This is a genomic window from Streptomyces sp. CNZ287, assembly GCF_007827615.1.
This window is the reverse complement of the sequence record NZ_VISV01000007.1, coordinates 208,615-221,208: the sequence shown is the minus strand read 5'-3', so window position 1 is coordinate 221,208 and position 12,594 is coordinate 208,615. Positions and strand designations below refer to the sequence as shown.

The 12,594-nt window shown below is 73.3% G+C and carries 11 protein-coding genes; 1 reads left to right on the top strand and 10 read right to left on the bottom strand.

What is annotated here, in order from left to right:
- Positions 1-113: 113 nt before the first annotated feature.
- Positions 114-845: a sulfatase/phosphatase domain-containing protein gene (locus FB457_RS15750; protein WP_253911168.1), complete on the top strand. Its 732-nt coding sequence runs from the start codon at positions 114-116 to the stop codon at positions 843-845.
- Positions 846-885: 40 nt separating this feature from the next.
- Here FB457_RS15750 and FB457_RS15745 read toward each other — a convergent pair whose 3' ends face one another.
- The 10 genes from FB457_RS15745 to FB457_RS15700 form a co-directional block, all read right to left on the bottom strand.
- Positions 886-2,334, bottom strand: coding sequence for an NCS2 family permease (locus FB457_RS15745; protein ID WP_047015087.1), 1,449 nt, complete (start codon positions 2,332-2,334; stop codon positions 886-888).
- 164 nt (positions 2,335-2,498) lie between these two features.
- A complete protein-coding gene (locus FB457_RS15740; RefSeq protein ID WP_047015088.1) occupies positions 2,499-3,779 on the bottom strand; it encodes a pectate lyase family protein in 1,281 nt (426 codons plus the stop codon).
- A gap of 67 nt (positions 3,780-3,846) precedes the next feature.
- Positions 3,847-5,172, bottom strand: coding sequence for an ABC transporter substrate-binding protein (locus FB457_RS15735; protein WP_047015089.1), 1,326 nt, complete (start codon positions 5,170-5,172; stop codon positions 3,847-3,849).
- An 88-nt stretch (positions 5,173-5,260) separates the two neighbouring features.
- Positions 5,261-6,127 (bottom strand): DUF6807 domain-containing protein, encoded by an 867-nt coding sequence (locus tag FB457_RS15730; RefSeq protein WP_047015090.1) that lies wholly within the window; start codon positions 6,125-6,127, stop codon positions 5,261-5,263.
- Entirely contained in the window at positions 6,124-7,299 is a 1,176-nt protein-coding gene (locus FB457_RS15725; protein WP_145782217.1) for a Gfo/Idh/MocA family oxidoreductase, read from the bottom strand. The genes FB457_RS15730 and FB457_RS15725 overlap by 4 nt, the downstream gene beginning before the upstream one ends.
- Complete coding sequence (locus FB457_RS15720) at positions 7,296-8,204, bottom strand: carbohydrate ABC transporter permease (protein WP_047015092.1); 909 nt, start codon at positions 8,202-8,204, stop codon at positions 7,296-7,298. The genes FB457_RS15725 and FB457_RS15720 overlap by 4 nt, the downstream gene beginning before the upstream one ends.
- Positions 8,201-9,151: a carbohydrate ABC transporter permease gene (locus FB457_RS15715; RefSeq protein WP_145782216.1), complete on the bottom strand. Its 951-nt coding sequence runs from the start codon at positions 9,149-9,151 to the stop codon at positions 8,201-8,203. Before FB457_RS15715 ends, FB457_RS15720 begins: the two co-directional genes overlap by 4 nt.
- A 101-nt stretch (positions 9,152-9,252) precedes the next feature.
- The gene (gene araD, locus FB457_RS15710) at positions 9,253-10,992 is read right to left on the bottom strand and encodes an L-arabinonate dehydratase (RefSeq protein ID WP_047015094.1); all 1,740 of its coding nucleotides are present in this window, start codon (positions 10,990-10,992) and stop codon (positions 9,253-9,255) included.
- Positions 10,989-11,942: a dihydrodipicolinate synthase family protein gene (locus FB457_RS15705; RefSeq protein ID WP_078898168.1), complete on the bottom strand. Its 954-nt coding sequence runs from the start codon at positions 11,940-11,942 to the stop codon at positions 10,989-10,991. The genes araD and FB457_RS15705 overlap by 4 nt, the downstream gene beginning before the upstream one ends.
- Positions 11,939-12,571, bottom strand: coding sequence for a GntR family transcriptional regulator (locus FB457_RS15700; protein ID WP_047015095.1), 633 nt, complete (start codon positions 12,569-12,571; stop codon positions 11,939-11,941). Before FB457_RS15700 ends, FB457_RS15705 begins: the two co-directional genes overlap by 4 nt.
- Positions 12,572-12,594 lie beyond the last annotated feature (23 nt).

Here is a 12,594-nt window from a genome sequence, read left to right as displayed (position 1 = left end):
TCGCAGTCCGGTGGAGGGCATGCTGGGCGTGGCGCGCGGCACGTAACGGCTGCCGGGCTCACCGCTCCTGCGGCTCACGGCGGTGTGGAGCCGGTGCGCTGACGACGCGGCCGATGGCGGAGCGCGGGCTCGCCGGGAACACCATCGTGGTGATGACCGGAGACCACGGCTGGCCCTGGCCGCGGGCCAAGGCCAACACCTACGACGCCGGTACCCACGTGCCGCTCGCGATCCGCTGGCCGGGCCGGGCCGCCCCGGGAACAGTGATCGATCGCCTGACGGTGCTGAGCGATCTCGTTCCCACCTTCCTGCACGCCGCCGGGCTGCCCGTGCCGCCGGCGATGACCGGGCAGTCGCTGCTGCCGGCGCTCTCGGGCACAGCCGCCCCGCGCGAGTTCGTCGTCCTCGAGCGCGAGCGGCACTCCTTCGCCCGGGAGGGGAATCTCTCGTACCCCATCCGCGCACTACGGACGCACAGGTGGCTGTACATCCGCAACTTCTTCCCGGAGCGCTGGCCCGCCGGCGACCCGCAGCCCCCCTCGCCCGACCGCGGGGTCTTCGGCGACATCGACGCGGGCCCCACCAAGACACAGCTCCTGGAGAACCGGCACCGGCCGGAATTCGCGCGGGCATTCCGGCTGGCCACCGGCAAGCGGCCGAAGGAGGAGCTCTACGACCTCGCATCCGATCCGCACAGTCTCGACGACCTCGCGGACCGTCCCGGACGTGCCGCGGTGAGGACCCGGCTCCGGAAGCAGTTGCAGAGCTGGATGCTCAGAACCGGGGACCCGCGCGCCGTCGACCCACGGACCGGCTTCTGGGACGACGTCACCTCCTACGGTTGACGTCCCCGTCCACCGGGGCGGGTGGTCCGCGTCCGCGACCTCACACCCCGAGCAGGTCCTCGATCGGCTCGATCGCGAAGTAGACCACGAACAGCACCGACACCGCCCACATCAGCGGGTGCACCTTCCGGGCGCGGCCCATGACCGTCTGGAGGAGCACGTACGCGATGAAGCCGGCGCCCAGGCCGTTGGTGATCGAGTACGTGAACGGCATGACGGCGATCGTGAGGAACGCCGGGACGGCGATCTCGTAGCGGGTCCAGTCGACATGGCGTACCTGCGTCATCAGCAGGAAGCCGACCGCGATCAGCGCGGGTGCCGCCGCCTGGGAGGGGACGACCAGGGCCAGGGGGGTGAAGAGGAGGGCCAGGGCGAAAAGGCCGCCGGTGACGAGGTTGGCCAGGCCGGTGCGGGCGCCTTCGCCGACGCCCGCGGCGGACTCGATGTAGCTGGTACTGGAGGAGCCGGAGGCGGCGCCGCCGAAGACGGTGGCGAGGCCGTCGACGAAGAGGAGGCGGCCCAGGCGGGGGACGCGGCCCTGCTCGTCGAGGAGGCCGGCCTCACTGGTGACGCCGACCGCCGTGCCCATGGTGTCGAAGAAGTCGGTGAGGAAGAGGGTGAAGACGAGCAGCACCACGGTCACCGCGCTGACCTCGTCGAACGCGCCGAAGAAGCTGAACTCCCCGAGCAGCCCGAAGTCCGGCGCCTCGACCACGTCGCCCGGCCAGTCCGGGACGGTGAGGCCCCATGTCTCGTCGGCGACGTCGGCGACGGAGTTGATGACGATGGCGACGACGGTCATCGCCAGGATACTGATGAGGATGGCGCCCTTCACGCCCCGCGCGAGCAGCGACACCGTGAGCAGCACACCGGCGCAGAAGACGAGGACCGGCCAGCCGCTGAGCGACCCGGTGCTGCCGAGCTGGAGCGGGACGGTGGTGTCGGCGACGTCCGGGATGCGGGTGGCGAAGCCGGCGTCGATGAAGCCGATGAGGGCGATGAACATGCCGATGCCCACGCTGATCGCGACCTTCAGCGGCTGCGGGATGGCGTGCATGACGGCCTCGCGCACGCCGGTGGCGGCGAGGAGGCAGACGATGATGCCCTCCAGCACGATGAGCCCCATCGCGTCGGGCCAGGTCATGAGCGGGGCGATCTGGTATGCGACGACGGCGTTGATGCCGAGCCCGGCGGCGAGCGCGAGCGGGAGGTTGGCGGTCACCCCCATGAGCACGGTCATCACGGCGGCGACGAGGGCGGTGACGGTGACGAGCTGACCGAAGTCGAGCTGGTTGCCGTATTTGTCCTCGGCGCCGCTGAGGATGATCGGGTTGAGCACGAGGATGTACGCCATCGTGAAGAACGTGGCGAGTCCACCGCGTATCTCCCGTCCGACGGTGGACCCGCGCTCACGTATGCGGAAGAAACTCTCCAGCCCTCCGGAACCCGGCGCTGGCGAAGGGGACTTGTCGGCAATCTGCTCGGACACGGTGGTGCTCCTGAACGGCGACGGGGACGGTTGCCGTGCACACGGCAGGTCGCATTGTGCCTGCTGAGCCGCCTGATGAGGTTGAGCTTGTGTTACACCTCAGCGGCGGAGCCGTACAGGCGCGTGCCCCGCGCACGGATCATTTCCCCGGGTACGCGGCCGGCTCAGCCGACCCGGCCCGCTCCCGCCCGCGGCACCACCACGCCCGCCACCGCCCGCGGATCGTCGACCCGGGTGCGCAGCGTCGGCGTCCAGCCGGCGTCCCGCTGGAGCGGGGTGTCCGGGTGGGCCGCGTTGTGGGCCGCGATGAGGTCGGTCGGGACGCCGTTGACCGTGTTGTGGGCCGCCGTCAGCGGTGCCTCGCTCCACTTCTTCAGGATCCGGCCCGCGCCGGTCCCCGGCGGCAGCCGGAAGGAGTTCTTCTCCGCCACCAGCCGCGACTCGAAGCCGATGCCGAAGGAGTACGCGTACGACTCCGCCGCGATCACGTAGTGGTTGTTGTACGCGTCCACCTGCCCGAAGCGCACCCGCGGCGCCCGCTCCCCCACCGCGCGGAACAGGTTGTGGTGGAGCGTCACCCGCAGCCTGCCGCGGTCCGTTGCGCCCGCCCCGTCGCTGTTGCCGATCATCAGGGTCTTGGCGTGGTCCTCGAAGACGTTCCAGGAGACCGTGACCAGGTCCGCCCCGCGCACGACGTCGAGTTCGCCGTCGTGCCGCTGGTACAGCTCGCCGTAGTGGTGCGGCAGGGAACTGTCGGGGTGCCGGCCGTCGGTGAAGGTGTTGTGGTCCAGCCAGACATGGGTGGAGTTGTGGACCACGGCCGCGTCGTACTCGGAGTTCCAGGCGCCGCGGTCGCCGTCCGTGGGGTCCCACTGGGGGAAGCAGTCGAGCGGGCTCTCCAGCGTGAGGTTGCGGACGATGACGTTGTCGGCGTCCTTGAGCTGCAGGCTGGCGCCCCTGATGGCGGCGTCGCGGCCGACGCCGACGACGGTGGTGTCGGAGGGGACGTACGCCTCGATGGCGGCGGCCTGGTTGGCGGCGGAGGCGGCGCGGGCGTCCTCCTGGGGGCCGCTGACCGGGGTGTCGCGGCCCCAGACGGCGGGGTCGTAGTCGGCGAGGTAGCGGTCGAAGTCGTAGCCGGGGGCCTCGTACGCGGCGCAGCCGGCCGCGCCGGCGTCGATCGTGCCGGCGACGCGGACGATCTGCGGCCCCCCGGCGCCCGCCGCGAGCGCGGCGCGGAATTCGTCCCAGGTACGGACCGTGCGGACGTTCTCCCGGCCCGCCGCGGCGCCGCCCGTCGTGCCGCCGGCCGCCGACGCCCAGCCGTCGCCCGCGGGGAGGGTGCCGCGGGCGGGGTCGTGCCCGTACGCGGGGCCGGCCGCCGTGGCCAGCAGCGCCGCGCAGCACGCGAGCGCACCCGCCGCGTGCCGTGTCAGGTGACGCATGTGCGGCTCCTTCACAGAGTCGGTGTCGGCGGGCCGGCGGCCCGTGGGGCCGCCGGCCCGCGGGGGATCACTGCTGCTCCTGCCACTCCGCCCGCGCCTCGTTCAACTGGTCGGCCATCCCGTCCAGGAACTCCTTCGCGGACATCTCGCCGAGGAGCACCTTCTGGAACGCCGGCTCGTTCCCCGTCTTGCTGATGTCGTTCCAGTCCGGGAGGTAGTACGGCAGTTGGACGATCTCCGTGCTGCCGTCCGTCAGCGACGCGAAGGCGGCGTTGTCCCGCGCCGACTCCCTGACCCAGGGGTCCCCGGCCGCCTCCGTGTTGGCGGGGATCTGCGCCGCCGCCTCGTTCCACGCGCTGTTGGCCTCGTGCGCCGCGGCGAACTCGATGAACTTCCAGGCCGCGCCCTTGTTGTCACTCGACTTGAACAGCCCCAGGCCGTCGACCGGGTTCGAGACCTGCACCCGCTTCCCGCCGGGCCCCGTCGGCTGCGGCAGGCCCGCGAAGCCGCCCTCGCCCAGGGCCTTCAGATGGTCCTGGTACGAGCCGAGGTTGTGGCTCAGCATCCCGATGTCGCCGTTGTCGAACTGCGCGACCATCTTCACGAAGTCGTTGTTCACGTCCGCTTCGGGCGTGACCTCCCCGTACAGCCCGACGTACTTCTCCAGCGCCGCGACGTTCTCCGGCGCGTTGACCGTCGTCTCCTCGCCGTCCCAGAAGCCGGTGATCCCCGACTGCCCGTACATCGCGTCCAGCGCCTGCGCGATGGAGCCCTCGCCGCCGCGGATGGTGTAGCCGAAGGCGTTGTTCTCCTTGTCGGTCAGCTTCTCGGCGGCGGCGTAGAAGGCGTCCCAGGTGGTCGGCGGGGCGAGCCCGGCGTCCTCGAAGAGGTCCGTGCGGTACCACAGCGTGCCGTTGTTGGCGGAGGTCGGCACGGAGTACATCTCCTCGCCCCGCCCGCCCGCGGCCCGGACGCTCTCGGTCATGCTCTCGGCCAGCACCCCCTTCAGCGCGCCGTCCTCGATCCGGCCGCCGACGGGTTCCAGCGCGTCCTGCGCCACCATGTTCGCGAGGTACGAGGTGGTGACGCCGCCGACGTCCGGCAGCCCGCCGCCGGCGATGGCGGTGTCGTACTTGGACTGCACGTCGTTGATCGGGATCGGCACGTACTCGACGTCGATGTCCGGGTGCGCCTTCTCGAAGTCCGCGATGATCTCCTTCCACACCGGCGTGCGCACACCGCCGTTGTTGTCCCAGAAGGTGATCGAGCCCGCGCCCTTCCCCTCGCTGCCGCCGCCGGTGCTGCCGTCGTCGCCGCAGGCGGCCGCGGTGAGGGTGAGCGCGCCCGCCAGGCAGACGGCGGCGGCTGCTCTCAGTGGTGTGGTCGTGGTCATGTGTCGGCTCATTTCGGTGGGATGGCGGAGGTACGGGTCGGGGGGTACGGAGTCGGAGGGGGAACGGCGGCGGCGTACGGACGGGCCGTCACGCCACCGCCCTGCGCGCCAGCGCGGCCGCGGCCGTCCGGTCCAGCCGTCCGTCGGCCACCGCCGTGACGACCCGCCGCGTCAGGCTCGCGCCCGGCGCCAGCGGCACCCGCGCGGACCAGGCGAGCGCGGAGCCGACGCCGGGGTAGTCCCGGGCACGGACGAACCAGGGGTCGCGGCGGGTGGCGTCGGTGGCGCCGGCGAAGACCAGCGTCCAGGCGTCCGAGGCGAGCGCCAGCCAGCGCGCGGGCCGCCCGTGCACCGCCTCCTCGCCCTCGGCGGCCGCGGTGAAGACCCGCGGCGGGCGCTCCGTGCGCGGGGCCCGCCAGAAGTAGCCGCCGTAGCCCGCACCGGGGCGGCCGTTGGTGGCGGGGCTGCCGAACGAGACCGGCGCGCCCGAGACGTTGGTGAGCGCGAACGACACGCCCAGCGCCCACGCCCCGTCGCCCGCCGGGGCGACCGCGACCGCCCGGCGCTCGCGCAGCACCTCGGCGCCGCCCGCGTACCAGCCCAGTTCCTCGACGAAGCCGTCCGGGTCGCGCAGCAGCCATCCGGCGTGCCGCTGCTCGCCGTGGTCGGCCGGCTCGACCGGGCCACGGCCGCGGACGAAGGTGCGCCCGCCCCAGAAGTTGGCGCCCGAGACGTCGGGGACGGCGATGCTGACGCCGAGGTGGTGCGGATGGTCGCCGGGCATCAGCTCGGTGACCGGCACCCCGGCCAGGGTGGTGAGCGGGTGGAGGTACGGGCGCGGGGAGAGCCGGGCGTCGAGCCGCGGGCGGTGGACGTAGCGGCCAACGCGGCGGCCCGCGCAGCTCAGCAGGGTGGCGGCGTCGGTGCCGGTGCGGTTGCGGGAGGGGACGGTCATACGTGGCTCACCTCGCTGCCGGCGGCCCAGGGGGCGCCGAGTTCTGAGTAGAGGGCCAGCCGCTCGGCGCCGGCGGCGACGAGCGCGTCGATGCCGGACACCACGCGGCGCCCGGCCGGAGCGCCGCCGTCCGCGGGTGCGGCGCGCCACACGGCGGCGGGCAGCGGCACGGGGTCAGGAGCGGTGCGTACGGCCTCGACGACCCGCATGAACGCGCCGCCGTCCGCGACGGGGGCGAGCAGCGGGGTGCCGTCGCCGAGGTGGTCGAGGAGGTTGCCGAGGAGGTCGGTCCTGCGGTACGTGAACTCCTCCGGGCCGTGCCCGGCGCGCTGGAGCAGGACGCGGTCCTCCTTGTACCAGAGGGTGATCCGGCCGGTGGCGCCGTGCACCATCACGTACGGGTCGGCCGCCCGCTCGGCGCAGAGCGTGACGGCGGCGACGACCTCGGTGCCGCGGGCGGTGGTCAGCCGCAGGCAGGAGGTGTCGTCGGCCTCGATGGCGTGGGCGCGGTACAACTCCAGCTCGATGCCGGTGACGTCGCCGGCCCGCGCGGTGCCGTCGAGGGCGAGCGCGGTGGCGACGGCGTGCGCGAGCGGGTTGGTCAGCACCCCGTCGACCACGTCGTTGCCGTCGAGCCGGCGCCGCCCGGTCCAGGGCGCGCGCCGGAAGTACGCCTCGTCGCGCACCCAGGCGCCGGCGGCGCCGATGCCCCGTACCGCGCCGATGGCGCCGTCGGCGACGAGCGCGCGGACGGCGGGCAGGGCGTGCGAGCCGAGGGACTGGAAGCCGATCTGGCAGGCGGCGCCGGCGGAGCGGCAGGCGGCCTCGATGCGCTCGTAGAGCGCGAACGACGGCGCGGGCGGCTTCTCCAGCAGCAGGTGCACGCCGTACGCGGCGGCCACCACGGCGAGGTCCGCGTGGGTGGGGATCGGGGTGGAGACGACGGCCAGCCGCGCGCCCGTACGGGCCAGCAGCGCGCCGAAGTCGGCGTCCTGCGCGACGGGTTCGCCGGCGAACTCCGCCGCGGTCAGCGGGCGCGTCTCGCAGATACCGGCCAGCCGGACCCGGCCCGCGTGCTCCAGCCGGCGGATGTTGGCCAGGTGCCGGCGCCCGTGGCCGCGGGCGCCGGCCAGTACGACGGGCACGCGCGTACGGGGGTCGCGGGCGGTCATCCCTTCACCGCCCCCGCGCTGAAGCCGGTGATCAGCCACCGCTGGATGAACGCGAAGACGATCACCACCGGCACCGCGGCGATCACCCCGCCCGCCGCCAGCGCGCCCAGGTCCACGCTGTCGGCGCCGATGAGGGTGTTGAGGCCGACGGGGATCGTCTGCTTGTCCTGCTCGCTGAGGAACATCAGTGCGAAAAGAAAGTGGTTCCAGCTATGGACGAACGCGAAGGAGCCGACGGCGACCAGCCCCGGCCGCAGCAGCGGCAGCACCACCGCGCAGAACGCCCGGAAGCGCCCGCAGCCGTCGACCCAGGCGGCCTCTTCCAGCGCGTACGGCACGTTCTTGATGAAGGTGCTGATGAGGATGAGCGACAGCGGGAGCTGGAAGACGGTCTCGGCGATGACGACGCTGCCCAGCGAGTTGATCATCTGCAGGCTGCGGAAGATCTCGAAGAGCGGGACGAGCATCAGCGCGCCGGGGATGAACTGCGAGCACAGCAGCCCGAGCAGGAACGCCTTCTTGATCCGGAAGTCGAAGCGGGCCAGCGCGTAGCCGCCGGCGAGCGCGACGCCGGTCGTCATCACGAGCGTGGCGACGCCGACGAGCATGCTGTTCTGGAAGAAGGTCCCGAAGCTGCGCTCGGTCCACACCTTGTCGAAGTGCTCGAACGTCATCGGCCACGGCACCAGCGAGGTGGAGCCGGCGGGGCGCAGCGCGAAGAGCAGCATCCAGTAGAAGGGGACGAGCGTGAACAGCAGGTAGAGCCCGAGCGGGAGCCAGATCTGCCAGCGCGGCACCTCGTCGTACGCCCGCCGCCGGCGGCGGCGCCCGCGGCGGGCGGGAGGGGCGGGCGCGGCGCCGCGGGCGCGCGGGGGCGCGGCGAGCGCGGTCGGAGCGGTGCTCATCGGTTGTCGCCTCCGAACTTGCTCAGGCGCAGGTAGAGGATCGAGCAGAAGAGGAGGATCACGAACGCGACGGTGGTCAGGGCCGAGGCGTAGCCGAAGTCGTGGCCGTCGATGCCGGTGTTGGCGACGTACAGCGGGAGGGTGGTCGTCTCGCCCGCGGGGCCGCCGCCGGTGAGGGTGTAGAGGAGATCGACGTTGTTGAACTCCCACACCGCGCGCAGCAGCGTCGACAGGATGATCGCGTCCCGCAGGTGCGGCAGCGTGATGTGCACGAACTGCCGCAGCCGCCCGGCGCCGTCGACCGCCGCGGCCTCGTAGAGGTCCTTGGGCACGGACTGGAGGTCGGCGAGGATGAGGATGGCGAAGAAGGGGACGCCGCGCCAGAGTTCGGCGAGCACCGCGGCCCAGAAGACGGTGCCGGTGTCAGAGAGCACCGAGGTGCCGTACGAGCCGATACCGGCGTCGGCGAGGTAGCGGCTGACGCCGGTGGCGGGGTTGTAGAGCAGCATCCAGATCGTCGTGGTGAGGACGCCGGAGACGGCCCAGGGCGAGAAGACCAGCGCGCGGGCGAACGCGCGGCCCAGGAACGTCTGGTTGACGATCAGCGCGAGGGCGAGGCCGAACGCGAGCTGCAGCCCGACCTCGACGACGACCCACTTGGCGCTGAACGCCAGGGAGTCCCAGAACAGCGGGTCGTCGGTGAGCAGAGTGGTGAAGTTCTCCAGGCCCGCGAAGCCGTCGCGCCAGGGCTTGGTGACGTTGTAGTGGCGCAGGCTGTAGGAGAAGACGCTGAGCATCGGGTACGCGATGAAGCCCAGCATCAGCAGCCCCGCGGGGGCGATCAGCAGGTACGGAAGGCGCCGGGACCCCCCGCGCCGGCCGCCCCCGCGCCGGCTCTCCGCGCGCCGCCGGGCCGTTCCCGGCGGCCGCGCCACGGCTTGGGCCATGTCTGCTCCTATCGGTGCCGTCGAAGCGCTTCGCGAACCTCGTTCGATGAGTCGGACAGGCTGGTACGGGGTGGAGCGGGGGTGGTGCGCGCCCGGGGCGGTCAGCCCGCGTAGGGCTCGGGCACCCGGCCCGTACGGGCCAGGAAGGCGAAGTCGCAGCCGGTGTCGGCCTGCGTGATCTGGTCGGCGTACAGGGCGCCGTAGCCGCGCTCGTAGCGCGGGGGCGGCGGCGTCCAGGCGGCGCGGCGGCGGGCCAGTTCGGCGTCGCCGACCTCCAGCCGCAGGGTGCGGGCGGGGACGTCGAGGGTGACGAGATCGCCGTTCTCGACGAGCGCCAGCGGCCCGCCGACGTACGCCTCGGGGGCGACGTGCAGCACGCAGGCGCCGTAACTCGTGCCGCTCATCCGGGCGTCGGAGATCCGCACCATGTCGCGTACGCCCTGCTTGAGCAGGTACGCGGGGATCGGCAGCATCCCGTACTCCGGCATGCCGGGACCGCCCAGCGGGCCCGCGTTGCGCAGCACCAGCACGTGGTCCGCGGTGAGCGCGAGCGCGGGGTCGTCGATGGTGCGCTGGAGTTCGCGGTAGTCGTCGAAGACCGCGGCGGGCCCGGTGTGCACGAGCAGCCGGGGCTCGGCGGCCACGTGCTTGATGACGGCGCCGTCCGGGCAGAGGTTGCCGCGCAGCACGGCCACGCCGCCCTCGGCGGCGACGGGGTTGCCGCGGGTCCTGATCACCTCCGCGTCGTGCACCCGGGCGCCGGCGAGCCGGTCGCGCAGCGTGCCGGTGACGGTGGGGCGGTCGAGGTGCAGCACGTCGGTCAGACGGGAGAGCAGCGCGGGCAGGCCGCCGGCGAAGTGGAAGTCCTCCATCAGGAACCGGCCGCCGGGGCGTACGTCGGCGAGCACCGGCACGGTGCGCGCGATCCGGTCGAAGTCGGCGGGGGTCAGGGCGACGCGGGAGCGGCCGGCCATCGCGACCAGGTGGATGACGGCGTTGGTGGAGCCGCCGAGGGCGAGGACGGTGGCCGCGGCGTCCTCGTACGCCTCGCGCGTGAGGATCCGCGCGGGGGTCAGGTCCTCCGCGACCATTCCGACGATCCGGGCGCCCGCCGCCGCGGCCATCCGCTCGTGCCCGGAGTCGACGGCGGGGATCGAGGAGGCGCCGGGCAGGGTCATGCCGAGGGCCTCGGCGGCGGCGGTCATGGTGGAGGCGGTGCCCATGGTCATGCAGTGGCCGGGCGAGCGGGCCAGCCCGCACTCCAGCTCGGCCAGCTCGCAGTCGCCGATGAGCCCGGCGCGGTGGTCGTCCCAGTACTTCCACATGTCCGTGCCGGAGCCGAGGACTTCGCGGCGCCAGCGGCCGGGCAGCATCGGCCCTGACGGGACGAAGACGGCGGGCAGGCCGGCGCTGGCGGCGCCCATGAGCAGCGCGGGGGTGGTCTTGTCGCAGCCGCCCATGAGCACCGCGCCGTCGACCGGGTACGAGCGCAGCAGCTCCTCGGTCTCCATGGCGAGGAGGTTGCGGTACAGCATGGGCGTGGGCTTCTGGAAGGTCTCCGAGAGCGTGGCGACGGGGAACTCCAGCGGGAAGCCGCCGGCCTGCCACACGCCGCGCTTGACGGCCTGGGCGCGCTCGCGGAGGTGGGCGTGGCAGGGGTTGATGTCGGACCAGGTGTTGAGGACGGCGACGACCGGCTTGCCGAGGTGTTCCTCGGGCAGATAGCCGAGCTGCCGGGTACGGGCGCGGTGGCTGAAGGAGCGCAGTCCGGCGGCGACCCCGTCCCCGTACCAGCGGTGGCTGCGCAGCTCGCCCCCCTGCCCGCGCCCTTCGCCGGTCATATCCCCCACCCCCGTACGATCTCCGCCACCCGCTCCCGCACGGGGCCGGGCAGCAGCCGGCCCGGCGGGCGCACGTCGCGGCGGGCCAGGCCGAGGGCGGCCAGCGCCTCCTTGACGACGGAGACGTTGTCGGCGGAGGCGTCGGCGGCGCGCAGTTCCTCGAAGGGGCGGATCTGCTCCCAGACGCGCATGGCCGCCGGGTAGTCGGCGGCGCGCAGTGCCTCCAGCATCGCGAGGGAGACCTTCGGCGCGACGTTGACGAGGCCGGAGGTGAAGCCGGTGGCGCCGCAGGCCCAGTAGGCGGGCGCGTACAGCTCGGCGAGCCCGGCGACCCAGGCGAACCGCTCCCGTCCCGCGTCGCGCGCGAAGGCGGCGAAGCGGGCGGCGTCGGGGACGGAGTACTTGACGCCGACGACGTTCGGGCACAGCTCGCCGAGCCGCGCCAGCCGGGCGCCGTCGAGCCGGTCGCTGCGGATGTACGGCACGACGCCGAGCCCGGGGACGGCCTCGGCGACCGCGCGGTGGTAGTCGACCCAGCCGCTCTGCGAGACGTACGGGTGCACCGGCTGGTGCACCATCACCATCTCGGCGCCCGCCTCCCCCGCGTGCCTGGCGGCCTCGACGGCGGTGGGCAGGTCGTGGCCGACGCCGACGATGACGGCGGCCTCGCCGCGGACCTCGGCGACGGTCAACTCGGTGACCCGGCGGTGCTCGCCGGGGCCGAGGGAGTAGTACTCGCCGGTGTTGCCGTTGGGGGTGACGGTCCGTACGCCGCCGTCGAGGAGGCGGCGCAGCAGCGCGCGGTACGCGTCCTCGTCGATGCCGCCGGCCGCGTCGAAGGGGGTGACGGGGATGGCGACGGCCTCGGCGAGTGCGGGCCTGAGGTGGTCCATGGGGCCGGCCTTCCGGTCGGGGGCGGCGGCGTCGGCCGCGGCCGGGGCGGCGGTCATGCGGGGAACGCCCGGGCGAGGAACGACGCGATGTGGTCGTGCAGCGCGGCGCCCGCCGCCTGGGCGTCGCCGGCGGCGGCGAGCCGGAGGATCTCCCGGTGCTCGCCGGCCTCGCGCTCCCAGGAGGGGTTGGCGGACCAGGCGACGGTGGAGACCAGCGCGGCCTGGTCGCGCAGGTCGTCGAGCATGCGGCTGAGCAGCGGGTTGCCGCAGGGCAGGTACAGGGCGCGGTGGAAGTCGCGGTTGGCGAGGCTGCGGTCGGCGGCGTCGGGCGCGGACTCGGCGCGCACCAGGGCCTCTTCCGCGGCGAGCAGCGACGCCTCCAGCGCGACGGTGCGGCGCAGCGCCTCGGGTTCGAGCAGCAGGCGGACGTCGTAGACCTCGCGGGCCATGGCGGCGTCCACGGTGCGCACGGTGACGCCCTTGTACTGGCTCATCACCACGAGCCCGGAGCCGGCCAGCGTCTTGAGCGCCTCGCGCACCGGCGTCTTGGAGACCCCGAACTGCGCGGCGAGGTCGGTCTCGACGAGCGGCTGCCCGGGGGTGAGCTTGCCGGTGAGGATGGCGTGCTTGATCGCGTCCTGCACGTACTGCGTGCGGGAGGGGATCGGGCCTGGAGCGAAGGTCATGGCCGCCCTTGGGTATCTCAGGT